Source organism: Glycomyces rhizosphaerae, assembly GCF_042647865.1.
Lineage (GTDB): Bacteria > Actinomycetota > Actinomycetes > Mycobacteriales > Micromonosporaceae > Glycomyces > Glycomyces rhizosphaerae.
Genome location: NZ_JBHRWO010000004.1, coordinates 450,214 through 475,143, shown reverse-complemented (window position 1 = coordinate 475,143; position 24,930 = coordinate 450,214). Strand labels below are relative to the sequence as shown.

General features: G+C 68.4%; 23 protein-coding genes and 1 pseudogene. 10 read left to right on the top strand and 14 right to left on the bottom strand.

Annotated features, from left to right (window positions below):
• The first annotated feature begins 106 nt into the window (after positions 1-106).
• Complete coding sequence (locus tag ACFO8M_RS02990; RefSeq protein WP_387970271.1) at positions 107-709, top strand: superoxide dismutase; 603 nt, start codon at positions 107-109, stop codon at positions 707-709.
• 29 nt (positions 710-738) lie between these two features.
• Here ACFO8M_RS02990 and ACFO8M_RS02985 read toward each other — a convergent pair whose 3' ends face one another.
• Positions 739-1,359: a TetR/AcrR family transcriptional regulator gene (locus ACFO8M_RS02985; protein ID WP_387970268.1), complete on the bottom strand. Its 621-nt coding sequence runs from the start codon at positions 1,357-1,359 to the stop codon at positions 739-741.
• A gap of 48 nt (positions 1,360-1,407) precedes the next feature.
• Here ACFO8M_RS02985 and ACFO8M_RS02980 point away from each other — a divergent pair, with 48 nt between their 5' ends.
• A complete protein-coding gene (locus ACFO8M_RS02980; protein ID WP_387970265.1) occupies positions 1,408-1,878 on the top strand; it encodes a GNAT family N-acetyltransferase in 471 nt (156 codons plus the stop codon).
• 6 nt (positions 1,879-1,884) lie between these two features.
• On the opposite strand, the gene ACFO8M_RS02975 is transcribed toward ACFO8M_RS02980, so the two are convergent.
• The gene (locus ACFO8M_RS02975; RefSeq protein WP_387970262.1) at positions 1,885-3,090 is read right to left on the bottom strand and encodes a low temperature requirement protein A; all 1,206 of its coding nucleotides are present in this window, start codon (positions 3,088-3,090) and stop codon (positions 1,885-1,887) included.
• 188 nt (positions 3,091-3,278) lie between these two features.
• Between ACFO8M_RS02975 and ACFO8M_RS02970 the strand changes: the two genes are divergently transcribed.
• Both ACFO8M_RS02970 and ACFO8M_RS02965 read left to right on the top strand, forming a co-directional pair.
• Positions 3,279-3,701, top strand: coding sequence for a toxin-antitoxin system YwqK family antitoxin (locus ACFO8M_RS02970; RefSeq protein WP_387970259.1), 423 nt, complete (start codon positions 3,279-3,281; stop codon positions 3,699-3,701).
• Positions 3,702-3,760: 59 nt separating this feature from the next.
• Positions 3,761-3,982, top strand: a pseudogene (locus ACFO8M_RS02965) (SbtR family transcriptional regulator); the annotation flags it as partial.
• 48 nt (positions 3,983-4,030) lie between these two features.
• Here the strand turns inward: ACFO8M_RS02965 and ACFO8M_RS02960 are convergent.
• The 11 genes from ACFO8M_RS02960 to ACFO8M_RS02910 form a co-directional block, all read right to left on the bottom strand.
• A complete protein-coding gene (locus ACFO8M_RS02960; protein WP_387970256.1) occupies positions 4,031-5,053 on the bottom strand; it encodes a phosphotransferase in 1,023 nt (340 codons plus the stop codon).
• Positions 5,054-5,135: 82 nt separating this feature from the next.
• Positions 5,136-5,912 carry an arginase family protein gene (locus ACFO8M_RS02955; protein WP_387970254.1) on the bottom strand — a complete coding sequence of 259 codons (777 nt, stop codon included), beginning with the start codon at positions 5,910-5,912 and terminating at the stop codon, positions 5,136-5,138.
• Between the two features lie 104 nt (positions 5,913-6,016).
• Positions 6,017-7,669, bottom strand: coding sequence for a hypothetical protein (locus tag ACFO8M_RS02950; RefSeq protein ID WP_387970251.1), 1,653 nt, complete (start codon positions 7,667-7,669; stop codon positions 6,017-6,019).
• 354 nt (positions 7,670-8,023) lie between these two features.
• A complete protein-coding gene (locus tag ACFO8M_RS02945) occupies positions 8,024-9,064 on the bottom strand; it encodes an ABC transporter ATP-binding protein (RefSeq protein ID WP_387970248.1) in 1,041 nt (346 codons plus the stop codon).
• On the bottom strand, positions 9,054-10,091 hold the full coding sequence (locus ACFO8M_RS02940) for an ABC transporter ATP-binding protein (RefSeq protein WP_387970246.1): 1,038 nt from the start codon (positions 10,089-10,091) through the stop codon (positions 9,054-9,056). The genes ACFO8M_RS02945 and ACFO8M_RS02940 overlap by 11 nt, the downstream gene beginning before the upstream one ends.
• 7 nt (positions 10,092-10,098) lie before the next feature.
• Complete coding sequence (locus ACFO8M_RS02935) at positions 10,099-11,019, bottom strand: ABC transporter permease (RefSeq protein WP_387970243.1); 921 nt, start codon at positions 11,017-11,019, stop codon at positions 10,099-10,101.
• Complete coding sequence (locus tag ACFO8M_RS02930) at positions 11,012-12,022, bottom strand: ABC transporter permease (protein ID WP_387970240.1); 1,011 nt, start codon at positions 12,020-12,022, stop codon at positions 11,012-11,014. The genes ACFO8M_RS02935 and ACFO8M_RS02930 overlap by 8 nt, the downstream gene beginning before the upstream one ends.
• Positions 12,023-12,118: 96 nt before the next feature.
• Entirely contained in the window at positions 12,119-13,783 is a 1,665-nt protein-coding gene (locus ACFO8M_RS02925; RefSeq protein ID WP_387971176.1) for a peptide ABC transporter substrate-binding protein, read from the bottom strand.
• A 212-nt stretch (positions 13,784-13,995) separates the two neighbouring features.
• A complete protein-coding gene (locus ACFO8M_RS02920) occupies positions 13,996-14,700 on the bottom strand; it encodes a PfkB family carbohydrate kinase (RefSeq protein WP_387970237.1) in 705 nt (234 codons plus the stop codon).
• A gap of 200 nt (positions 14,701-14,900) precedes the next feature.
• Positions 14,901-15,272 (bottom strand): iron-sulfur cluster insertion protein ErpA, encoded by a 372-nt coding sequence (gene erpA, locus ACFO8M_RS02915; RefSeq protein WP_387970234.1) that lies wholly within the window; start codon positions 15,270-15,272, stop codon positions 14,901-14,903.
• Positions 15,273-15,420: 148 nt separating this feature from the next.
• Positions 15,421-16,524, bottom strand: coding sequence for a glycerate kinase family protein (locus ACFO8M_RS02910; protein WP_387970231.1), 1,104 nt, complete (start codon positions 16,522-16,524; stop codon positions 15,421-15,423).
• Between the two features lie 149 nt (positions 16,525-16,673).
• Between ACFO8M_RS02910 and nadA the strand changes: the two genes are divergently transcribed.
• The 5 genes from nadA (at position 16,674) to ACFO8M_RS02885 (ending at position 22,556) form a co-directional block, all read left to right on the top strand.
• Positions 16,674-17,840, top strand: coding sequence for a quinolinate synthase NadA (gene nadA / locus ACFO8M_RS02905; protein WP_387970228.1), 1,167 nt, complete (start codon positions 16,674-16,676; stop codon positions 17,838-17,840).
• 326 nt (positions 17,841-18,166) lie between these two features.
• On the top strand, positions 18,167-19,501 hold the full coding sequence (murA, locus tag ACFO8M_RS02900) for a UDP-N-acetylglucosamine 1-carboxyvinyltransferase (protein WP_387971174.1): 1,335 nt from the start codon (positions 18,167-18,169) through the stop codon (positions 19,499-19,501).
• 106 nt (positions 19,502-19,607) lie between these two features.
• Positions 19,608-20,279, top strand: coding sequence for a DUF3043 domain-containing protein (locus ACFO8M_RS02895; RefSeq protein WP_387970225.1), 672 nt, complete (start codon positions 19,608-19,610; stop codon positions 20,277-20,279).
• Positions 20,280-20,409: 130 nt separating this feature from the next.
• The gene (locus tag ACFO8M_RS02890; protein WP_387970222.1) at positions 20,410-21,489 is read left to right on the top strand and encodes a WG repeat-containing protein; all 1,080 of its coding nucleotides are present in this window, start codon (positions 20,410-20,412) and stop codon (positions 21,487-21,489) included.
• A gap of 71 nt (positions 21,490-21,560) precedes the next feature.
• Entirely contained in the window at positions 21,561-22,556 is a 996-nt protein-coding gene (locus ACFO8M_RS02885) for an aldo/keto reductase family protein (protein WP_387970219.1), read from the top strand.
• 5 nt (positions 22,557-22,561) lie between these two features.
• Here the strand turns inward: ACFO8M_RS02885 and miaA are convergent, their stop codons facing one another.
• On the bottom strand, positions 22,562-23,533 hold the full coding sequence (gene miaA, locus ACFO8M_RS02880) for a tRNA (adenosine(37)-N6)-dimethylallyltransferase MiaA (RefSeq protein ID WP_387970216.1): 972 nt from the start codon (positions 23,531-23,533) through the stop codon (positions 22,562-22,564).
• A gap of 85 nt (positions 23,534-23,618) precedes the next feature.
• Between miaA and ACFO8M_RS02875 the strand changes: the two genes are divergently transcribed.
• A complete protein-coding gene (locus ACFO8M_RS02875) occupies positions 23,619-24,836 on the top strand; it encodes a DUF349 domain-containing protein (RefSeq protein WP_387970213.1) in 1,218 nt (405 codons plus the stop codon).
• Positions 24,837-24,930: the final 94 nt, after the last annotated feature.

The window sequence follows — 24,930 nt, the reverse complement described above, 5'->3', positions numbered from 1 at the left end:
ACGATCGGGATCACCGGGCGACCCGTGCCGCGTTCTATTGCCACTAACTTGCAGTTGTGAAAGTGTGGCGACAACGTTCGTACTGCCGAGAGCGAGAGAGGCGACGATGACCGTCTACACACTGCCCGACCTGCCCTATGACTACGGCTCGCTGGAGCCGCACATCAACGGGCACATCCTCGAGCTGCACCACGACAAGCACCACGCCGCATACGTCAAGGGCGCCAACGACATGATCGAGCGCATCGACGAGGCGCGCGACAAGGGCGACTTCAGCGGGATCGTCGGCCTGGAGAAGACCCTCGCGTTCAACGTGTCCGGTCACGTGCTGCATTCCCTCTACTGGGAGAACATGAGCCCCGACGGCGGCGGCCGTCCCGAGGGCGAGCTCGCGGACGCGATCAACGAGTACTTCGGCTCCTTCGAGGGCTTCCACGGGCAGCTCTCGGCGGCGACCACGCTGGTGCAGGGCTCCGGCTGGGGTGTGCTGTCGTTCGAGCCGACCTCGAAGCGGCTCATCGTGGAGCAGGTCTACGACCACCACGGGAACGTCGCGCAGACCTCGGTCCCGCTGCTGGCCTTCGACGCGTGGGAGCACGCATACTACCTGCAGTACAAGAACGTCCGCCCCGACTTCGTGAAGGCGATGTGGGAGGTCGTGAACTGGCAGGACGTCGCGGCGCGCTACGCCGCGGCCACGGCCGCCTGAACCGGTCGCTCGGGCCGGCCCGACCGGGGTCAGGCCAGCCCGAGCGCTTCGAGGAGGCTGTCGAGCATGGCTTCCTGGGCCTCGGCGCCGTAGGCCTGCGGGTCGAAGCTGGCGAGTTGGGCCGCGCCTTCGGTGGCGCCCACGAGGGTGAAGACCGCGGTCGTCACGCGCGGCTCGTCCCAGCCCGGGGCGGAGGCCGCCACGAGCCGGGCCACGCGCTCGCGCCAGGCACGGTTGTTCTTGCGGTGCAGTTCGATCAGGTCCTCGTCCCCCACTGAGGCCGCCAGGAAGCCCATCCACACCAGTGCCTCTTGCGTCGAGTCCTCGGTGAGCGCCATGCCCTGCGCCAGGATGGCGCGCAGCGCGGCCTTCGGGGTCTCGGCTTCGGCTTCGAGGCGTTCGACGCGCTCGCGGGTCCGGGCATGCAGGAGGTCCCGGGCGTGTGCGAGCAGCGCGCTGCGGCCCGGGAAGCGGTGCATCACCAGGCCGGTGGTGCAGCCCGCCTCGGCCGCGACGGCGCGGATCGTCAGGTGCTCGATCCCCTTGCCCGCGAGGATGCTCCAGACCGCTTTCGAGATCCGTTCCTGCTGCGCCTCGTGATCCGCCCTGCGTGCGATGGTCCGCTCCCTCTTCCCAAGTTTCCGTAACAAGTGTTACCGTAACATCTGTTACAAAGACTTCGACCCCGAGGACCCGCCATGCAGACCACCGCCAGCTGGACCATCGAACCCCGGCATTGGGAAGACCCGCAGGGGATCGCACTGCGCACGCGCCAGCGCGCCGAACTCGACGAGCGGTACGGCTGCGACGACCACGAGCCGGGCCCGGTGCCGTCCGCCGAGGACATCACGGTCTTCCTCATGGCCTTCGACCCCGACGGCACCGCGATCGCGTGCGGCGCGTTCCGCGAACTCGACGCCGCATCGGTCGAGGTCAAGCGCATGTACGTGGACCCCGGGTCGCGCGGCTCCGGCGTGGCCGCGGCGCTCCTCGCGTCCCTGGAGAAAGCCGCCCGCGAAGGCGGCTGGACCACGGTGAAGCTCGAGACCGGCGAAGCCCAGCCCGACGCGATCCGCTTCTACGAGCGCGAGGGCTACCACCGGATCCCCCGCTTCGGCCACTACGCCGACTCCGAGATCTCGCTCTGCTTCGCGAAGCCCCTGGCCTGACTTCGGTCATTCGAGCGCTCGCTCGAGTGCGGCCGACTGATGGCGGTGACCCACGGTCTCGTAGCCGACGATCACCACCAGTGGCGCGCACGCGGCGATCGCGATGCCGACGCCGACAGTCGCGCCGGCCGCTACGGCGATCGCCGAGGCGGCCAGCGCCAGCATCGCGCCGACGTACAACAGCAGATGGAACGGATCGAACTGCCGCAGCAGCAGCGAATAAGACGTGAACAGTGCGGTGGTGAATACTGCGACGGGTATGACGACCGTGAGGATCGCCGCCGTCGAATCGATGTGGGCGACATGCTCGATGACCATCGCGGCCACATGCAGGCCCGCGCCGGTCGCCGCGATCGAGCCGAAGATGACCAGGTGCCCATAGCCCCAGGTGAATGCGCGGTCGCGGTGGCGGGCCAGCACTTCACCGGAGGGCATCATGAAGTACACCCACCACAATCCGAAGACGAGCGAGGTGCCGCCGAAGGCGACGAGGACGGCTTCGACCGACCAGCCCTGCGCCTCGACGACCGCCGAGACGGCGATGATCGTGCCGAGCACGACTTCTCCGAGCGTGATGATGACCAGCAGGCCGTAGCGCTCGGCGATGTGGAACGCGTGCCAAGGGGTGCCGCCCTCGCGGCGCTCGGCGAGCATCGGGATCAGCATCTCGAAGATCGCGAGCGTTATGAAGACGCCGGAGGACACGGCCAGCGACGGGTAGGTGAAGATCTGGATGATCCAGGCGATCTGCGCGATCGCCGTGAGGCCGGCGTAGGTCATCGCGCTCCGGCGCCGCTGCCGGTCGTGACGGGCCACGCGAAGCCACAGCGCGATCGTCGAGACCCTCATGACCACGTATCCGGCGACGACCACGCTGTTGTCGACGTGAAGGCCTTCGTCGACGGAGTGGAACATCTGGGGCAGCCCGAGCGCGAGGACGAGCACGCCCATCATCTGCACCATCGTCGCGATCCGGAAGAACACGTCGTCGTTGTTATACGCCGATGCCAGCCACGAGTAGTTGATCCACGCCCAGCAGATGGCGAACACCGCGAACGAGAACGAGCCGATCGCGGCCGCCCAGTGTCCGATCTCGAGCAGGTGTGCCATCTGCGTGCCCGCCTGGCTAAACGCGACGACCAGGGCGAGGTCGAAGAGCAGTTCGAGCGGAGTCGCCGCACGGTGCGACTCCTCCGGATCACGCCCCGTCATGGGGCGAAATCGGTGGTCTCTGGGGCCATGCGCCGCTGTCGTCATGATCAGGATTCTCCCAGTGGCTCCCGCAGCGCGAGTGGAGCCCGCTTCGAAGTCGAACGGGCCGCGCCGTGCCCGCGTCACGCCTAGGCTCAGCGGAGGGCCGTACGATCAGCGCGGCCAGTCGAGCCGACGGGAGGCCGAACATGAGTGAGCAGGACCGACCGCGACCTGAGGACGCACCGAACCGCCTGGACGACGAGGGCCGCAAGACCGGCCTCTGGGCCGAGGAGGACGCGCACGGCGGCTTCATGGTCGGCGACTACGTCGCGGGCCAGCGCGAGGGCATCTGGCGGCACTACGCCGACGACGGGCGTCTGCGTTCCGAGGGCGGATTCGCGGACGGACTCGTCCACGGCCGGTGGACCTGGTGGCGCGCTAACAAGCAGGTGCTCCAACGCGGCGACTTCGACCACGAGAAGCGCCAGGGTCTCTGGGAGCGTTGGACCGCCGAGGGCGCCCTCATCGACAGCGGCCGCTACGAGCAGGACAAGAAGGTCGGCGAGTGGCACTACTACAACCCTGACGGCACGATCAAGAAGACCACGAACCACAAGCCCCGCAAGTAGCAGCGGCCGGACGCGGTTCAGGGGCCGAGCGGTCCGGCGGGGAACGCGTCCGGGACGACGAGCTGCGGGCGCTCACCGCCTCCTGGCTCGAACGGTTCGAACTGGCCGTCCACCGCGCCCAGGCCGAGGGCGCGATGCCCCGCGACATCGGCGGCGCCGACCTTGCTGCGGTTCATCACGTCACCTGCCGCATGCCCGAACTCCCGGCCGAGATGAACCGCAAGGCGACGGCGCGCTGCATCGAGGTCCTCATGGACGGCCTACGCGCACAAGCAGACTGAGCCCGCGTCGGACCGTGAAGGCCCCGGTCATGCAGGGACTTGCCGGCCTCAGGCCCCGAAGGTGGCTTCGACGGCTGCCAGGTTCGTCGACCACCAGGTCATCAGGCGGTCGTCGTTGAAGAAGAGGTCGTCGCAGGAGTTGTCCTTGCGGTCGTAATGGAAGACCAGGGTCCAGGGATGCGACAGCATCTTCCACCAGCGGCGGCGCGCGGCAGCGGCGAGGACGGCGCGGTCGATCGGGCGTACCGAGCGGTACCCGGCCAGGAAGGCGGCAACCTTCGGAAGATCGATGTGGCCGTTCGGCTCGCAGAACTGCCAGGTCGCGGCCCGCACCAGTTCGTCGGCATACGGGCCGACGCGGATGCGGTCCCAGTCGATCACGGCTTTGATGCGGTCGCCGGACCAGATGAGATTGAAATTCTGGCAGTCGCCGTGGGTCCAGCCGAAGGGACCGGTGGCGGTGGTCGGTTCCGGCCGGAGGTGGGCATGGGCGGCAATGAGATCGAGGCGGCGGTGCAGGACCGGGACGGCGGCGCGGTCGAACGGGTCTTGGGGCGCGTTCTGGGTGGCCAGCTTGAGGAATCGCTCAGACTCGGCCAGCGCGGCTTCGGGATCGTTGACCGTGGCGTGAACCGGTTGGGGTGCGGGGAGTCCGAAGCCCGGGTCGGCGAGGACCTCATGGATGCGGCCGATCATGACGCCCATGTGCTCGGCTTGCCCGAGGGTCATCTCGGCACCGAAGTGGCCGCCTTCGACCCACTCGCACAGGTAGTAGGCGTTGCCCTCGATCTCGCAGACGAGTTCGCCGGTGGTCGTGGCCACGGGTGCGGCGACCGGGATGCCTGCGGCGGCAAGCCGATCGAGGAGGCCGAGGTTGCGGCGGGCCACGGCCGGGTCGCGGTCGGTGAGGTGCTTGAGCGCGAAGCTGCCGCGGTCGCAGTCGAGGCGCCAGTTCCGGTTCATCCGGCCGTCGGGGAGGAAGCGGACCTCGTGGACGGCGCCGAGTTCGTACACGGCGGCCAAGAGGTCGGCCGGAGCGGCGGGGCTCGGCTGCTCCGATTCAGGGATCACCAAGGGAAGCTAACGGGGGAGGCCGGGCTGCGCAAGCTGTTTGGTGTCGAGGGCGGTGGCGATGCCTTCGCGCTGCGGCCTCTCACGGTGTCGGCGTCGCGGTAGCTTCGAGGATCGCGGCGAGGGTGCGTCGGCGGACCGCTTCATCGGCGGGATTGCCCGGGTCCCAAGTGCAGGCGATGTTCAGGGCCGCGACGTTTCCGGTGCCCATCATGGTCCGGACGGCGCGCAGCATCGCGGTGAGGTCGGGGCCGCCCTCGGCTCGGTATCGCGCGTTGAGGCGTTCGGCCGGGTTGAGGGTGTCGAGGTCGAGGTTGATCAGGATCAGACCGGAGGGCAGGTCGTCGGCGGTCAAATCTTCCATAGCCTTCCGCCGCAACGGTGTCGAGTCGAGGTAGCCCTTTTCGGCCGGATCGAGGTCGCGGGCGTCGACCAGCAGCACGCGGTCCTCGGCCGGCGGGCGGAGGCCCAGGGGCTCGGCGATGGCGTCGGATCGGTAGCCGAGGAGGAAGCGGAGCGCCATGCCGCCGAGGTATCCGGACGGAGTGGTCTCCAGGGTCTGGAGGTCCCCGTGCGCGTCGACCCACACGATCGCGGGATCGAGCCCGGCGCGTTGCAGGCCCGCGGCCATGCCGATGGAGACCGTGCAGTCGCCGGAGATCACGGTGGGAGTCGATCCGGCCCGGCTCGCCGCAGCGATGGCCTGCGCGACCTCCTCGTACAGCGCCACGAGCCGCGACCACACGTCGGCGCCGGGCAGTTCCACGTGGATGTCGGTGGCCTCGGTGCCGTCCGGGATAGGGAAGTCGAGGTCGGGTAGGCGTTCGTCGAGATGGTAGGGCGCATGGAAGAAGGCCATTCGACGACGGTAGCGCTCGACGGAACGCGGGAGGGGACCCGGCGCTCCCGCCGAAGACGAGCAAGCGGCCCCGCGTAGGCGGGGCCGCTTGCTGGTGCGGACGCTTAGGCTCGCCCTGCTTCAGGCGCCCCCTGGATCGTTCCGCGGCTCTCCTCGCCCATCGCCCCGACGTTGCCGCGGGCGCCGGTTCCCAAGGCGGCCACGTTGATCGTTCCCCCGGCTTCGCTGGTGACCGTGTACGAATTGACCACGTTGATCTCCCCCGCGACCTTGCCGATGTGCTGCTCGAGATCCGTGGGGTCGATCGTGGTCCCGCAGTACTCCTTCACGGCCTCAAGGCAGTGCTCGATCATGCTCAGCGCGTTGCGCTCCGTCTTGAACTGCTGGTTCATCGACGGCACCGGGTCAGACCCGAAGCCGCGCAGGCCGTCCGGGGACCCGCAGTCCTCGTATCCGATCTTGAGGTTCCGCCCGGCCCACCTGCCGATCCGCTTCAGGCCGTTCCACACCGTCCGGCGGAGACTGACCGGCGTCTGAGGGATCAGCAGCGGCGCGGCGAGGAAGCCGAGGATCACCGACGAGGCCACGAGCCCCACCCGTTTGCCCGTGCCGCCCCTGAACAGGTCGTGGCGGCGATCGGTGCGGAACAGGGAATGCGGCCGGAATTCGAGGTACAGCGAGTCGGCGCTCACCAGGAACCGGCAGAGCACGTTGGTCACCAGCTCGCCGCGCTCGTCGGTCATCTGGAGCCGCAGGTACGCCCACTGCCCCCAGTCCGGGTCGGCGCGCACCTCGGCGAAGTCCTTGAACACGCGGCCGCCGACCTTCCAGCGTTTGAGCCAGTACACCGGCTTGGTGACCAGGCGGTCCGGCACATGGACCTGCTCGATCACCTCCAGGCAGGTCGTGGCCCCGGGGCCCGCGTCCGCGTCGATGAGCGACGCGAACCGGGCCTTGACGGCCCTGAAGAGCCCTTCGATGTCGGGGGCCGGCTGCGGCCGTCCTTCGGTGTCGACCAGCGGCACATGAATCTCGCGGCCGAAATCCTCCTCCTTGCCGAACCCGGTGAAGCGGTTCTCGGCGTTGTCGCGGTGGATCACGATCTCCGAGCGCTGGATGCGGTCGAGGTCGTCGGCCCGCGGGGACCAGAGCGTCCACGGCCGGCGCTTCGTCTGGATCCGGAGGACCCGGATCGCGCGGTAGAGCGCCAGAGCCGCAACGATCCCGCCCAGTACCAGGACGTCGAACACCGGGAACTCGTAAGTCCAATGCAGACCGAAATAGCGCCGCCAGATCCGCAGCAGGCTCCAGATGAGCAGGAGCAGGAGACCCAGGAGCACCATGTCCTTGCCGTTGAGCGTCCGGCCCACCTCGTACTGCACCGGCGAGTTCAACCGGGCCGAGACCCGCTGGATCATCCAGGCCGCGATCAGCCAGAAGCCAAGGGTGAGAAGGAGGTTCACCCATTCCTGATCGGTCGCGCCGATGACGCGCCACACGACGTAGGACACCACGAGCACCATGGTGACGCCGTCGATGGACCGGGCCCGGCGCGCGTGCCTGGCGATCAGGGAGATGTCGACACCGGGGCTCGGGGCGAGCGCGCGGTCGCGGCGGGAGCAGATGTCGTTGAGGAGCTTGTCCCGGAATACGGGGTCCGTGTACGCGGCCACGGAGAGGTTGGTGGTGGCATCGCTGCCGCGATCCGACTCGGGCCCGCCGGGTCCGAGGGTTTGGCTGGAGGTGTTGTCGCCCATCGTGACGGCGTCCGGTCACCGGCCTCGCGATCCGGTTGCCGGGTGAATCTCGGGCAGGGTGCGTGTGGACGGGTCGCGTCGGCGATCCTCTGACGCAAAGTCGCTTGTAGTCATAAATCAACTCCCTTAATCGGAACCTGATGAAGAAAGTGCACAACTGTTCGATCAGCGGCAATACCGTCCGTAGCCGATAGAATGTTACTGACCAGTTTATTGTCACTCATACAAGATTGTTACCAGCTCAGTCTATCGTGAGGAGCAGTCAAGTCGCGTGGCCGGTGGGGGAAACGCGCACAGCAGCGAAGAGGGCGTCCTCTTTGGGCAGCAGAGGACGCCCTTGCCTTCGGGAGGCAGCTACTTGACCGCGTGCGTGACGTCCCGCTCCTCCGCGTAGAAGCAAGCCGTCGGATGGGTTCCCTTGTCCCCCACGTCGAGCGTCGGGACCTCCTCCGCGCAGTGGTCGGTCGCCTTCCAGCAGCGGGTGCGGAAACGGCAGCCCGAGGGCGGGTTGATCGGCGACGGCACGTCACCCTGCAGGATGATCTCCTCGCGGTGCCCCCGCAGGTCCGGATCCGGCACCGGCACGGCCGAGAGCAGCGCCTGCGTATACGGATGCCGCGGATGGTCGTAGATCTCCCGGCCCGTGCCGCGCTCGACCACTTTGCCGAGGTACATCACCGCGACCTCGTCGGCGATGTGGCGCACCACCGAGAGGTCGTGCGCGATGAACACGTACGCCAAGCCCAGCTCGTCCTGAAGGCGCTCAAGGAGATTGATCACCTGGCCTTGGATCGACACATCCAGGGCGCTCACCGGCTCGTCGCAGACGAGGACCTTCGGACGCAGCGCCAGGGCGCGGGCGATGCCGATGCGCTGGCGCTGGCCGCCGGAGAACTGGTGCGGGTAGCGGTTGATGTGGTCGGGGCTCAAACCGACCATGTCGAGAAGCGTCTTCACTTCGTTGGCCCGCTTGGCTTTGGGGACGACGTTCTGGTGGATCTCGAAGGCCTCCCCCACGATGTCGCCTACCGTGAGGCGCGGGTTGAGCGAGGTGTACGGGTCCTGGAAGACCAGCTGGATGTCACGCCTGAACGGGCGGATCCGCCGGGCGGAGAGCCCCCCGATCTCCTTGCCCTGGATCTTGATCGAACCCGACGTCGGCGATTCCAGGCCGACCAGGAGTTTCGCGAGCGTGGACTTGCCGCAGCCCGATTCGCCCACGACTCCCAGGGTCTTCCCCGGGTAGAGCTTCAGGTCCACGCCGTCGACCGCCTGCACGTGCCCCACCGTGCGCTTGACGACGACGCCGCGCTGGATCGGGAAGTGCTTCACCAGATCCTTCGCTTCCAGGGCCGGCTCGGCGGCCGCGTTCCCCTGGCCCAGTTCAGCGTTCATCGACGTAGACCTCCTCGGCGAAGTGGCAGCGGCTGCCGTGGTTCTCGGCGGGTTCGATCCACGGCGGGACCTCCTCGGCGCACTTGTCCTCCGCCGCGAAGCAGCGCGGGTGGAACGGGCAGCCGCCCGGCAGCGCAGCCGGGTTCGGCGGCAGGCCGCGGATCACCTCGAGTTCCCGACCGACGGTGTCGACGCGCGGGATCGCGCGCAGCAGCGCCTTCGTATAAGGGTGGGCCGGGCGCTTGAACGTGTCGCGGATGCCCGCGCGCTCGACCACCTCCCCCGCGTACATGACCGCCACGTCGTCGGCGACGTCGGCGACCACCCCGAGGTCGTGGGTGATGAGGATCAGACCCATGTTCCGCTCGGCCTGGATGCGCTTGAGCAGCCGCATGATCTGGGCCTGCACGGTCACGTCCAGGGCCGTCGTGGGTTCGTCGGCGATCAGGACTTCGGGGTCGAGCGCCAGCGCCATGGCGATCATGACGCGCTGGCGCATGCCGCCGGAGAACTGGTGCGGGTAGTGGCCGACGCGGTTCTTCGCGTCGGGGATGCCGACGAGGTCGAGCAGTTCGATCGCCTTGACCTTGGCGTCTTTGCGGCTGGTGCCCCGGTGGACGCGGAAGAGTTCGCCGATCTGGAAGCCCACGGACCACAGCGGGTTGAGGGCCGACAGGGCGTCCTGGAAGACGATGGCGATGTGGTTGCCGCGGATGGTCCTGCGGGTCTCCTCGTTCTGCGCGAGGAGGTCGACGCCGTGGAGCAGGACGCGGCCGCCGGTGACGTGGGCGGGCGGGGTGTCGAGGATGCCCATGATCGCCTGGGAGGTCACGGACTTGCCGGAGCCGGATTCGCCGACGACGGCGAGGGTGCGGCCCTGCTCGAGGGTGAAGCTCGCGCCGCGCACGGCGGGGATCCGCTTGCCGCGCACCTTGAATTCGACGCGGAGCGAGTCCACTTCGAGCAGTGGGGTGTTCAGGTCGACGCCGGGGAGGGTGTCGCCTATGACGCGTACTTGGGTGACCATCGCTCTCTCACCTCAGTTTCGGGTCGAGGGCGTCGCGCAGCGCGTCCCCGAAGGTCGCGAACGCGAACACGGTCAGGATGAGCATGCACAGGGGCCAGGCGAACAGGTAGACGTAGCCGCCGCCGGCCCATTCGGTGCCCTTGGAGAGCAGCACGCCCCAGCTGGTGGCCGGGGGCTGGACGCCGATGCCGAGGACGGCGAGGGCGGCTTCGGTGACGATGATGCCGCCGATGGTCGTGGGCACGACGGCCGTGACCGGGACGATCGCGTTCGGCAGGATGTGCCGGAACATGATGCGGCGGTCGTTCGCGCCGAGGCACTTGGCGGCCACCACGTAGTCGAGGTTCTTCGTCTCCAGCGTGGCCGCGCGGGTGTACCGGCAGAACTCCATCCACCCGAACAGCGCGAGCGCGATCGCCGGCGCGGCGATCGTCCCGAGCAGGGTGTCGGCCGAGACGCGCCCGCGGAACAGGCTCAGGATCAGGATGGCGCCCATGAGCATCGGGATGACGATGAACACGTCGAGGGACCGCGAGATGAGGCCGTCGATCCAGCCGCCGTAGTAGCCCGCGAGGATGCCGAGGACCAGTCCGACCAGGACCGAGACGACGATGACGCTGAGTGCCAGCGCGATCGTGGGCCTGGTGCCGTGGACGAGCGTGGAGGCGAAGTCGCAGCCGAACGCGTCGGTCCCCATCGGGTGTTCGCCGGTGAACCAGGTGTCGGGCCGCAGTTTCGCCTCGCGGCCCAGGCACACGGTGGGGTCCTTGTCGGTGAACAGGCCCGGGAACGCCGCCATGGCGAACACGAACAGGAGCACCGCGGTGGCGATGATGACGTCGGGGCGTTTGCGCATGGTGCGGAAGGCGTCCGACCACAGGGAGGCCTGGCGTTCCTCTGCGACGATGGGCGCGGTCAGCTCACTCATAGCGAATCCTCGGGTCGAGTACGGCGTAGAGGAGGTCGACGATGAGGCTCACGAAGACCACGACGAAGGCCGAGACGGTGAGCCCGACGATGACGAGGTTGCCTTCTTGGCGCTGCACCGCCTGGAAGATCATGCGGCCCATGCCCGGGATGCCCATGACGCCCTCGGTCAGCACGGCCCCGGAGAGCATGAACGCGAACAGGAAGCCGATGCCGGTGACGATGGGGATCATCGAGTTGCGGATGACGTGCACGATCGTGATGCGCAAGGGCTTGAGGCCCTTGGCCTTCGCGGTGCGCACGAAGTCGGACCCGAGGTTCTCCAGTTGCGAGGCGCGGATGAGGCGGGTCATGGTGGCGAGGCCGACGGTGCCGACGATGATGCCCGGGATGATGATCGTCGTCCACGGGTAGTCGGGGTTGTAGTTGGGTCTGAACACCTGTCCCATGAACGATTCGGTGCCCCAGATGCCCCTGGCCCAGCGGGTGAGCGGGACCGCCACGATGTACACGTAGGACAAGAGGATGAGGAACACGGGGACCGAGTCGGCGAGGATCGTGGTGCCGCGCACGGTGTGGTCGATGAACTTGCCGCGGTGCCTGGCGGCCCAGGTGCCGAGCACCATCGAGACGGCGACGAGAGTGATCGTCGCGAAGATGAACAGCCGCAGGGTGTTCGGGATGTAGATCGCGAGGAGCTGCCCGATGTCGCGGTTGCCGTTGAGGGTGGTGCCCAGGTCGCCCTGGACGTAGTTCTGGAGGCGGTCGACGAACGGCGTCAGGCACGGGTCGCCCACGCGCTCGTAGCACTTGTTGTCGAGCCCGTAGAGGCGTTCGACCTGGGCGAGCATCCCGGGGTCCGGCGTCCGGTCCCCGCCGAAGAACAGCAGGGCGGGGTTGCCCCTGATCTGGACGGACAGGGCGGTCAGGTAGTGGAGCAGGAAGAGCACGATGCCGAGGGTGAGGAGGGATTGGAGGAGGCGTCGGATGATGTAGCGTCCCATGGTTCTTTCCAAATCCAGAGCCCCCGGGCGGCCCCGCCGCGGTCTGCTCGCGCAGCCGCGGCGGGTGTCCGCCCGGGTGGTCTTCAGTTGTAGGCGCTACTCGACGACGGTGACTTCTCGGAGTTCGCAGTCGCCGCCCGGTCCGCTGTAGATCGGGTGGACGTACACGTTCTCGAGGCGTTCGGTGTAGAAGTAGTTGAAGCGCTCGCCGAAGACCGGGACGCTCGGCATGTCCGCGGCGAGGATGGCCTCGGCCTCGGCGTAGAGGGCCACGGCTTCGTCAAGGGTCGCAGCGGAACCCGCTTCGGCGATCTTGGCGTCGTAGTCGGCGTTCTCATAGCCCTGGTCGTTGACCGAGGCGCCGCCGCCGTAGATCGGCTCCAGGTAGTTCTCGTTCAGGTTGTAGTCCGGGCCCCAGCCGGAGCGGAACGGACCGTCGAGGTTGTGCTCCTCGCGGGTGGCGAGGAACTCGGGGAAGTCCATCGTGACGAGCTCGTATTCGATGCCCAGGCTGTCCTTGATGGAGTCGCCGATGGCGCGGAAGATGTCGACGTTGTCGTTCGCGTCGTTGACCCAGATCTTCATCTTCTCGCCTGCGGGCCAACCGCCGGCCTGCGCGAGGAGGTCCGCCGCGGCCGCCGGGTCGTAGGTGCAGTACTCGCCGCAGGAGTGGGTGCCGCCGCCGAGGATGGACTCGGGGACCCACTGGTCGAGCGGGTAGAAGCGCTCGGGGCCGACCACGTTCGCGACGCCTTCGCGGTCGATCGCCATGGAGATGGCGCGGCGCAGGTTGAGGTCCTGGAACTTCGCGTCGTAGAGCGGGAATCCGAGCATCAGGATGCTCGGGTCGTCCTGCTGGATGTGGCGCGACTCGAGGTCGGGGTCGTTCATGGCGTTCTCGTAGTCGGCCGCGGTCGGGCGGCAGACGTCGATGTCGCCGGTCAGGAAGTCCGCCCAGCAGTCGTCGCCTTCGAGGTAGACCTTCCAGTTGACGGCGTCGATCTGGGCGGGCATGTCACCCTTGTAGTCCTCCCAGCGGACCGCGGTGCCGCCGCTCTCGATGTCGTACGGCTCTTCGAACATGAAGGGGCCGTTACCGATCGGCTTGGCCTCGCAGGCTTCGAGGTCGGCCAGGCACTCCTCGGCCGCCGGGTAGAACGCCTCGTAGCCGAGCATCGTGGGGAAGCCGATGAACGGCGCGGTCAGCTTGACCTCGATGGTGAGGTCGTCGACCGCGGTCACGCCCGAGAGGTGGGTGGTCTCGATCGGCGCCCATTCGGGTACCTCGGGGTCGGCCCACTGGTCCTCGGGCAGCGGGTCGGGGTTCATCTCCGCCCAGCCCTCGAACGTGCCGAAGAAGTAGTTGAGCGGGAGCGAATTGGACGCGTACGCGGTGCGGTCCCAGGAGCGGATGAACGCGTCGGCGTTCACCGGCTCGCCGTTGTGGAAGGTCAGCCCGTCCTTGATCTTGATGGTCCAGACCTGGTTGTCGGGGGAGGAGATCTCTTCGGCCACCAGGTTCTTCGGCTCACCGGTCTCGCGGTCGTAGTAGACCAGGCCGTCGTAGACGTTCTTCATGATCCGGTAGCCCTCGGACTCGCCGGAGCTGCCGGGGATGAGGCTGCGGACCTCGCCGATCTGCATGTTGACGGTGCCGCCGCTGCCGCCGCCCTCGCCGTCGAGATCGCCTTCGTCTCCGGTACAGGCCGCGGCGGACACCGTCAGCCCGGCGGCGGCAACTGCGGCCACCGTCATTCGCATTCGTCGCACTGGTCGCTCCAGGATGTGAGTGGGTCGTGGGATAACTCACACCATGTCGCACAACACAGCTAAAAGAAAGAGTACGTTGTGGAATCGTTACCCGGCAGACGGTAAGCAGAGACCTTGGGCTGCAATCATTTCGTCCGTATTGCCGGTGTAATCCCAATTAGTGAGACACAAGTTTCCTCTGAGTGCCCAAGAGGCGCTTGGGATCACTCCGGCAGCAGGTACGCGGAGGCCTCTGCCGCCGCGGCGGGACCGTACGACTGCTCCAACCGGTGCACGAACTCCACCGGATTCACCGCATAGCCTTGCGGCCCAACGGTTTCGAGGGCCAGCGCGGTCATCTGCGAGCCGACTTCGGCGGCCCGGCGCAGACCCATCCCCCAGCCGAGACCGGCCAGCAGGCCGGCGGCGAAGGCGTCCCCCGCACCGGCGTGGTCGATGATCTCGCGCGCACGGGGGAACGGCACGCGGATGCGGTCCATGTCGTGGCCGGCGATCTCGACGCCGTCCTGGTCGAGCGTGGTCACGCGGACGCGGACGCGCTCGAGGATCTCGTCGTCGTTCAAGCCGGTGGTGGCCTGGAGCAGCTGGTAGCGGTCCTGACTGGAGACGAGGAACTTGGCGCCGGTGAAGAAGTCAACGGCCTCTTCGCCTTCGAGCTCGCCGGGGTCGGCGCTGAACTCGAGGCCGAGATCGCGGCACTGGTCGGCGTAGGCGTGCATGGCCTTGGCGTCGCCAGGTCCGATGTGGATCATGCCGAGGGAGCCGCCGCGCTCCATGACCGCGATGAGGTCGAGCTCTTCGCCGTCGAGCACGACCGGCGCCTGGCCGAGTCTGCTCATGCCGTGGCCGACCGCTTCCGCGGTCGTGCCGGTGACGGCGGTCTTCATGCCTTGCACGACAAGTGGCACAGCGATTGTCCTCGTTCAGTCGGGGACGCGGTGATGCGAATGGAAGCGCGCGCGGCGCTTTGGCCGTGCGCATGAAAGATTGCGGACGATGGGGTCCGTGGTGGGATCGGCCAGCCTAACGCATGGCTCAGCCCGGCCGATCCGGAGATCGACCGGGCTGACGATGCCTTCTTAACGGCAGCTGATCCGGATCGATCCCGCTAGTGGAACGAGTCGCCGCAGGCGCAGGAGCCTTGGGCGTTCGGGTTGTCGATGGTGAAGCCCTGGGCGTCGATGCGGTCGGCGAAGTCGATGCTCGCACCGATGAGGTAGGGGATGCTCATCTTGTCGACCACGACGCCGAAGCCTTCGTAGTCCTGGACGGTGTCGCCGTCGCGCACGTCGGTGTCGAAGAACAGGCCGTAGCGCAGACCGGAGCAGCCGCCGGGGCTGACCTCGACGCGCAGGCGCAGGCCTTCTTCACCCTCCTGCTCGATCAGGGCTTTGACCTTGGTGGCAGCCGCTTCCGTGAGCACGACGCCGACCTTGGTGGCGTTGTCCTTGACTTCTTCGGCCTGCTGGGTGGCGCTCACTGGCAACTCCCTCGTGTGTGTGCGAGATCCAAGTCGATCGGGTCTCTTCGACAGGTCAACAGTACCCAACCTCTCGGGAAGTGTCGTTATTCCCGAGGTCACTTACCCGTAGATGTGACGCGTTCTGATGACCAGTCCTCGACCGTACCTATTCGCGCCACTCCGTCGCCACCTTCTCGGCGAGCGAAGTGAGGCCTTCGACCGGTTCGCGCATCGCGGCCTCGGGGCTGCCGAGGAGTTCGGTGACCGAGTGCACGCCGGCGAGGTCGGGGTGGGCGTCGACGTCGGAGCGGCCGGCCAGGACCAGGCAGGGCTTGCCGTGGACGGCGGCGCCCGAGGCGACCTCCGCGGCGAGCTTGCCGCGGAGGCTCTGGGCGTCGAAGGAGCCTTCCCCGGTGATGACCAGGTCGGATGCGGCGATCTTGGCGTCGAGTCCGACGGCTTCGCAGGTGAGGCGGGCACCGGACTCGCGGTGTCCGCCGAGGAGGAAGAACGCGAAGCCCAGGCCCCCGGCCGCTCCCGCGCCGGGCTGCTCGGAGGCGCCGACGGGACCGAGCCGCCGTTCGGCCAGTTCGGCGAATGACGAGAGCGACATCTCCAGGAACGGCAGGGCGCTGCCGGTCGCGCCCTTCTGCGGCCCGAACATGTATGTGGCGCCGTGCGGGCCGAGCAGCGGGGAGTCGACGTCGGTGGCGGCGATGAACTCGACGCCGCGGGTGCGGGCGTGGCCTTCGATTGCGGCGCAAGCCGAAAGGACGCCGCCGCCGTAGGGCAGCGCGGCACCGGTCGAGTCGAGGAGGGTGAGGCCGAGGGCGGTGAGCATCCCGGCTCCGGCGTCGTTGGTGGCCGAGCCGCCGAGGCCGACGACGATGCGCCGCGCGCCGGTCTCGATCGCGTCCGAGACGATGAGGCCGAGGCCGTAGCTGGTGGTGCGGCGGGGATCGCGTTCGGCGGCTTCGAGGAGATGGAGGCCGCACGCGGCGGCGGACTCGATGTAGGCGGTCTCGCCGTCGCGCAGGTAGTCGGCTTGGACGGGGCGGCCGAGGGGATCGCAGGTCGCGACCGTGCGGCGGGTCGCGCCGGGCAGGGCGTGGGCGAGGACGTCCACGAAGCCGGGGCCGCCGTCGGCCAGCGGCAGGGTCGCCGCGGTGTCGCCGGGGCGGGCGCGGAGCCAGCCCGCGGCGACGGCGTCGGCGGCTTCGGCGGCGCTCATGGTGCCGGCGAACTTGTCGGGAGCTATGAGGATGCGCACACTCAGAGCGTAGTGGATGGCCGGAACCTGGGTGTAACCGCTTTCCGACCTGGTGGCCTGCGGCGCCCCGGTCCACCTGGTGGACCGGGTGTCCGCATGCCGGATTCAGGGCGACCGAGAAGTCCTCGCAAAGGTCTAACATTGCCGCCATGACGGGCTTCAATGAACCTGGTTCCACTCAGACCGCGCTCCTGCTTCTCGGGCGCGGTACCGACGCCGGCTCCGAGCGCGGCGTCGACTGCCCCGGCGAACTGCCCGCGCCCTCCGACCCCGACCTGGTCGAGCGCGCCCGTGCCGCGAAGGAGGCCCTCGGCGGCAACGTCTTCATCCTGGGCCACCACTACCAGCGCGACGAGGTGATCCAGTTCGCCGACGTCACCGGCGACTCGTTCAAGCTCGCCCAGCAGGCCGCCGCGCGACCCGACGCCGAGTACATCCTCTTCTGCGGCGTGCACTTCATGGCCGAGAGCGCCGACATCCTCACCGGCGACCACCAGCAGGTGATCCTGCCCGACCTCGCCGCGGGCTGTTCGATGGCCGACATGGCCACGGCCTCGCAGGTCGAGCAGTGCTGGGAGGACCTCAAGCGCATCGGCATCGCCGAGACCACCGTCCCGGTGACCTACATGAACTCCACGGCCGCGATCAAGGGCTTCGTGGGCCGCGAAGGCGGCATCGTGTGCACCTCCTCGAACGCCGAGCGGGCGCTGCGGTGGGCCTACGAGCAGGGCGAGAAGGTCCTGTTCCTGCCCGACCAGCACCTGGGCCGCAACACGATGGTCCGCGAGATGGGCTACTCGCTCGAAGACTGCGTGCTCTACAACCCGCACAAGCCGGGCGGCGGCCTCACCGACGAGGAGCTGCGGAACGCCAAGATCATCCTGTGGAAGGGCCACTGCTCGGTCCACGGGCGCTTCACGCTCGAATGCGTGGAGGAGATGCGCCGGGTCGACCCCGAGGTCAACATCCTGGTGCACCCCGAGTGCAAGCACGAGGTCGTCGAGGCCGCGGACTACGTCGGTTCGACCGAGTACATCATCAAGATGCTCGACGCGGCCGAGCCCGGCTCGTCCTGGGCCATCGGCACCGAGCTGAACCTGGTGCGGCGCTTGGCGAACCGCTTCCCGGACAAGAACATCTCGTTCCTGGACAAGACCGTCTGCTACTGCTCGACGATGAACCGGATCGACCTGCCGCACCTGGTGTGGGCCTTGGAAGAGCTGGTCGCCGGGCGGGTGCCCAACACGATCACCGTCGACCCCGCGACCGCCGAATACGCGCGCGAGGCGCTCGACCGGATGCTCGCGCTGCCGTAGCCAATGCAACGCCGATGCGGGTCGCCGCGTGTCCCTAACGGGGCGCGCGGCGGCCCGCGCGGGCGTTCAACACGCTTTGCCCGGTTCGTGCGTTGCAGCCTTCCAGGTGCGCATGATCACCGTGGGTTATGCCGCTACCTGGGCGTTTTCCCTGTGGCTATTCCGTTATCGTTGGTCCGCCGAGCGAATTGCGGGCGAACACGCGACAGCCGAACGCCCAACGTTCCGTTCCTGGTTCCCGGCCTCAGTCCCAGAACTCCACCCACCGAGGAGACCTCTTGAGCAGCACCGACGCCACCACCCCCGAAACTGCGCCTTCCGAAGACATGCTGATCATCCACGGCGGCACCCCCCTCGAAGGCGAGGTCCAGGTCCGCGGTGCGAAGAACCTCGTCTCCAAGGCGATGGTCGCCGCCCTCCTGGGCACCTCCCCCTCGGTGCTGCGCTCGGTCCCCGCCATCCGCGACGTCGAAGTCGTCACCGGACTGCTCCGCGTCCACGGGGTCGACGTCGACCTCGACGGCGACACGCTCTACATGGACCCCACCTCGGTCGAGTCCGCCGGCGTCGAGGAGATCAACGTCCACGCCGGGACCAGCCGCATCCCGATCCTCCTGTGCGGTCCCCTCCTGCACCGCCTCGGCCGCGCCTTCATCCCCGACCTCGGCGGATGCAACATCGGCGGCCGCCCCATCGACTTCCACCTCGACGCGCTCCGCAAGTTCGGAGCGGTCGTCGACAAGGACGCCGACGGCACGCACCTGTCGGCCCCCAACGGACTCCACGGCATCCGCTACGAGCTCGAATACCCGTCGGTCGGCGCCACCGAGCAGGTCCTGCTCACCGCCGTGATGGCCAAGGGCACCACCGAACTGCGCAACGCCGCGATCGAGCCGGAGATCGTCGACCTCATCTGCATCCTGCAGAAGATGGGCGCGATCATCAAGGTCCACACCAACCGCGTGATCGAGATCGTGGGCGTGGACGAGCTCAAGGGCTACGAGCACCGGGCCCTGCCCGACCGCATCGAGGCCGCCTCGTGGGCCTCCGCGGCGCTCGCCACCCAGGGCAGCGTGTTCGTGCGCGGCGCTCAGCAGACCGACATGATGACGTTCCTCAACGTGTTCCGCTCCATCGGCGGCGCGTACGAGGTGAACGACCACCCGGTCGACGGCGGCATCCGCTTCTGGCACCCGGGCACCGCGCTCAAGCCGGTCGCGCTCGAGACCGACGTGCACCCCGGGCTCATGACCGACTGGCAGCAGCCGATCGTCGTGGCGCTCACCCAGGCCGACGGCCTGTCGATCATGCACGAGACCGTGTACGAGAACCGCTTCGGCTACACCCGCGAACTGCGCGGCATGGGCGCGAACATCGAGCTGTACTCCGACTGCCTCGGCGGGACGCCGTGCCGCTGGGGCCGCCGCAACTTCCTGCACTCGGCCGTCATCGCCGGGCCCACGAAGCTGCACGCCGCGGACCTGCAGATCCCCGACCTGCGCGCCGGGTTCAGCCACCTCATCGCCGCCATGGCCGCCGAGGGCACCTCGCGCGTCTACGGCGTGGACCGCTACATCACGCGCGGCTACGAGAACTTCGAGGCGAAACTCCTCGGACTGGGCGCGAAGATCGAGCGTCCCAGCGCCTCCAGCCGCGTCTGATTCCCGCTGACCGGTGCGACCCGTAACTGAGCCGGAGCGGGTCGAACCGGCGTAGGTATGCTTGGGGAGCAGCATCCCGCAGCGAGTCGAGGAAGGCCGAACGTCCGTGGCGAAGAAGTCCACCCAGGCAGCACCTGCCGTTGAGAACACTGACGCCGCAGAGACGACGAGGCACGCCGCCGCGACGGACAAGAAGGGGAAGGCCACGCCCAAGCGGCCCAACCAGTCCAAAGCGCGGCCCCCGGTCAACCCGCCGATGACGGCGAAGGAGAAGCGGGAAGCCCAGAAGAAGTCGGGCCCGCTCACCAAAGAGCAGAAGAAGCAGGCGAAGGAAGACCTCCGCGCCGAGCGCGCGCGCATCGCCGAGGGCCAGTGGAAGGGCGACCCGCTCTTCGACAAGTACCACCTGCCGCGCGACCGCGGGGCCGAGAAGCTCCTCGTGCGCGACATCGTGGACTCCCGCTGGTCCGTCGGCCAGTACTACATGTTCGGCGCCTTCGGCATCCTGATCCTCTCCACCTCCGGCTCGGTGCAGCTCCAGAGCTACCTGTTCATCGCGCTCATCGCCTTGACGGCCGTCATCGTGGTCGAGTCGGTGTTCCTGACGCGCCGCGTCAAGCGGATCGTGTTCAAGCGGTTCCCCAAGACCGAGCAGCGCAAGGGCGGCCTCTACTGGTACGCGATCCAGCGGAGCATCATGCCCCGCTCGATGCGCAACCCGCGAGCCCGCATGAGCTACAAGGCGAAAGAAGACGACCTCGGCAAGGTCGTCAAGTAAGCGCGGCGGGATGCCCGTCCCGCCCGCTTTGCACCGATCAGGCCCGAGATCGTTCTGCTGTCGTACCCGGGTCTGACATGGCTTACCCTCGAACTGTCGTAGCCCTCTCTGACCCCGGAAAGTAGTCAACGTGGTGGATGTCGCGGTGGACTTGCGGGCAGGGCTGTTCCGCGCCCTCGGCCCGCTCGATCGCGCGACCATGCGGCACGCGATCGCCGACACCGTGGCGCTCCAGCAGATCCGCGAGGAGGCCACGCTGCGCCTGGCCCGGCACACCGCCGAGGCCGACCAGTCCCGGCTCCTCGGCGTGCGCGCGGTGATCCTTCGCGTGCTCGGCGACTTCGACGGCGCCGAAGTCGACGCAGCGGCGGCCGTGAAGTACGCCGAAGCCGTCGGCGCCGACCTGCTGCTGGCCCCCGCCCGGGCGCGCCTGGCGCAAGTGCTGCGCGTGCGCGGCCGCTACGAGGAGGCCGACCAGCTGTTCGCGCTCGCCGAAGCCGGCGAGCTGCCAAGGACCCTGATGGGCGCGGTGCGCGCGTACGCGGGCCTGTCGTGCATCGCCCAGGGCCGCATCACCGAATCGCTCATCCACGTGCAGCGCGCCTCCGAGCAGAACCCGCACGGGTTCGTCATGCAGATCGTCGAGACCGCGCTCTCGCTCATCGAAGAGCACGCCGCCAAAGCCGGGTTCGGGCCCTCCCCGCGCGGCTGGCCCGAACGCGCCGGGCACCCCGCGCCCGAACGGTTCCAGGACCCGCAGACCGGCCGCTTCGGCTACATGGGACCGGACGGGCGGCCTGTCGTGCAGGCCGCGTTCAGCCAGGCGGGTGACTTCCGCGGCGGCGTCGCCGCGGTGTGCCAGGCCGACTGGGGCGCGATCGACCGCACCGGCACCGTCGTCGTCCCGATGCTCTACACCGCCATGGAGACTCCGACCGCCGACGGCCGCACCGTCACCGGATTCGTCAACGGCGTCGCCGTCGCCAACCAGCGCGGCCGCTCGCTCGTCATCCACAAGACCGGGCGCGTCGTCGTGCCCCCGCGCTACCAGCGCGTCGAAGTCCACCCGTCCGGGTTCCTCGCCACCGACGGCTACTCGTGGGCTGTGCTCGGCTTGGACGGCAACGAGATCGTGCCGCTGCGGGTCGACCGCGCCGAAGCACTGCGCACCTTGGACGCGGCCGTATCGATCGACGACGGGCCGCTCTGAGCACTGCCCGTTCGCCCGCGTGTGACGTTGGAGTCGTTGACGCTAGCCGCACGGCAGGTAATCTCTTGGGCATGGAGTTTCGTCATCTCGGCCGCTCAGGCCTCGTCATTTCCGAACTGGTCTACGGCAACTGGATCACCCACGGCGGGCAGGTGGAAGAGGACGCCGCGATCGCGTGCGTGAACGCCGCCCTCGAAGCCGGCATCACCACCTTCGACACCGCCGACGTCTACGCGCAGGGCGCCGCTGAGGAAGTCCTCGGACGGGCGCTGAAGGACCAGCGCCGCGACGGTATCGAGATCTTCACCAAGGTCTACTGGCCGATGGGCCCCGGCAAGAACGACCGCGGCCTGTCCACCAAGCACATCAAGGAGTCCATCGACAACTCCCTGGCGCGCCTCCAGACCGACCGCGTCGAGCTGTACCAGGCGCACCGCTGGGACGTCGAGACGCCGCTCGAGGAGACCATGCAGGCGTTCGCCGACGTGGTCCACTCCGGCAAGGCCCACTACATCGGCGTCTCCGAGTGGACCGCCGAGCAGATCCGCGCCGGCGCCGAGCTCGCCAAGGAGCTGAAGATCCAGCTGGTCTCCAGCCAGCCCCAGTACTCGGCCCTGTGGCGGGTCATCGAGGCCGAGGTCGTCCCGGCCTCCGAGGAGCTCGGCATCGGGCAGATCGTCTGGTCCCCGCTGGCCGGCGGCATCCTCTCCGGCAAGTACAAGCCGGGCCAGTCCGCTCCCGCGGGCTCGCGCGGCGCCGACCCCAAGTTCGGCCGCTTCGTCGAGGCATGGATGAACGACGACGTGCTCACGCGCGTCCAGGCGCTCGGCCCGATCGCCGAGAAGCTCGACCTCACCATCGCCCAGCTGAGCCTGGCGTGGGTGCTGCAGAACACGAACGTGTCCGCCGCGATCATCGGCGCGACCCGTCCCGAGCAGGTCGTCGAGAACGTCAAGGCCGTCGGCGTCAAGCTCGACGCCGAGGTCATGGACGAGATCAACAAGCTCCTCGAGCCGGTCTCCGTGACCGACCCGAAGGAGACCACGGCCCCGAACCCGCGCGCGTAATCGCTTTACGCGCGCGCCGCCGCTCTCGCGAGCGCGGCCGGGACGAGCTGAGGATCGGCCGCATCGAGCCACTCGATGCGGCCGTCTCTCTTGAACCAGGAGCGCTGGCGCCGCACGAAGCGGCGGGTGCCCTGAACGGTGAGCCGGAAGGCCTCGGCCTCGTCGTACTCCCCCGCGAAATGCGCCAGCACCTGCTGGTAGCCGAGGGCTCGGGAAGCCGTGCGGCCCTTGCGGAGGCCCTGCTTCTCGAGGGCGCGGACCTCGTCGAGGAGCCCGGCGTCCCACATGTGCCGGACGCGCCGCTCGATGCGTTCGTCCAAGATCGCGGTGTCGAGGTCGACGCCGATGCGGATCGCCTCGACGTGTGCTCGCGGCACGGGCAGGCTCGCGGTGAAGGAGCCGGTGAGCTCCACGACTTCGAGGGCGCGCACGACGCGGCGGCCGTTCGAGGCCAGGATCGCCTTCGCGGCTGCGGGGTCGAGGGCCTTCAGTCGCTCCCACAGCGCGGCCGACCCGTCGCGTTCGAGCTCGGCTTCGAGCCTGGCGCGGATCACGGGGTCGGTGCCGGGGAAGTCCATCTCGTCGAGCGCGGCCTGCACGTAGAGGCCGGAGCCGCCGACGAGGACCGGGCGCCTGCCGCGGGCGCGGATGCCGGCGATGGCAGCGCGGGCGAGCTGCTGGTAACTGGCCACATCGGCGGGTTCGGTGACGTCCAGGACGTCGAAGACATGATGGGGGATACCGCGCCGCTCGGCCTCGGTGACCTTCGCGGTGCCGATGTCCATGCCACGATAGAGCTGCATGGAGTCGGCGTTCACCACCTCGCCGTCCAGTGCCTCGGCAAGCGCAATGGACAGGGCGGTCTTCCCCGCCGCGGTGGGGCCTACGACGGCGATCACCGGCGGCTGTAGGGTGGGGAGGCTGCCAGCGTGCGATGCAGAGCCCAACTGAACGACCCCTTCGGTTCGTGTCGGCACCACCCGACTGGCGGCTACCCGTCAACCACCGTAAGGTACGGGAAATACGTCCCTAAGTTCGTGTGAAGGATTTGAGATTACCGCGATGAGTGACCTCGGAGACTGGACCAGCTTCGGCCGCGTTGACGCCGACGGCACGGTCTATGTGAAAACCTCCTCCGGCGAGCGCGCGGTCGGCTCGTGGCAGGCCGGCTCTACCGAGGAGGGCCTCGCGCACTTCGCGCGGAAGTACGCCGACCTCGTGGTCGAAGTCGATCTCATCGCCGCCCGCCTGAACTCGGAGTCGGCCGACGTGGAGCAGGCGGCCTCGCAGCTGCGCAAGCTCCGCGAGGGCCTCGACACCGCGGCCGTGGTCGGGGACGTGGACGGCCTCGCCACCCGCCTCGACGGCCTGTCGAAGCACGCCGACGACAAGCTCGGCGAGTTCAAGGCCGCCAAGGACGCCGAACGCGCCGAAGCCGTCGCCGCCAAGGAGGCCCTCGTGGCCGAGGCGGAAGAGCTCGCGGCGAAGGACAGCCACTGGAAGGCCTCGGGCGCCCGCTTCAGCGAGATCATCGAGGAGTGGAAGGCGATCCACGGGGTCGACCGGAAGACCGACCAGAAGCTGTGGCGCCGGTTCTCGTCCGCGCGCGACACGTTCACGCGCCACCGCGGCGCCTACTTCTCGCAGCTCGACGCCGAACGCAAGGTGATCGGGTCGAAGAAGGAAGAGCTGATCGCCCGCGCCGAGGCGCTGTCGACCTCGACCGACTGGGGACCCACGGCCGACGCGCTCAAGGGCCTCATGGCCGAGTGGAAGGACGCCGGGCGACTGGCGCCGGACGCCGAGCAGAAGGCCTGGAAGCGGTTCCGTGCCGCGCAGGACGTGTTCTTCAACGCCCGCTCGGAGGTGTTCTCGGCCCGCGACGCGGAGCTGGACGCCAACCAGGCCGCGAAGGAAGAGCTGCTCAAGCAGGCCGAGGCGCTCGACATCGAGAAGGACCCGAAGGCCGCGCAGAACGCGTTCCGCGAGCTGCAGGCCGGCTGGCACGACATCGGCGCGGTCCCGCGCAAGAACCAGGCCAAGCTGCAGCGGCGCCTGCGCAACGTCGAGGACAAGCTCCGCGACGCGCTGGACACCGCCTGGCGCAAGGTCCCGGTCGACGAGAACCCGCTGCTGCTCCAGATGCGCCAGCAGGTCGCCGAGGCCGAGGAGAAGCTCGAGCGCGCCAAGGCCGACGGGAACGCCAGCCGGATCAAGAAGGCGGAGGCCGACCTGGCCGGCAAGAAGCAGTTCCTCGCGCTGGCTGAGGGCGCCAAGTAAGCGAAACCTGCCGTTGTCCCTGGATTCGCGAGAACGCATGAGCGCGTTCGCGGACGAATCGGGATAATGGAGCAGGGCTACAACGGCGTGGACC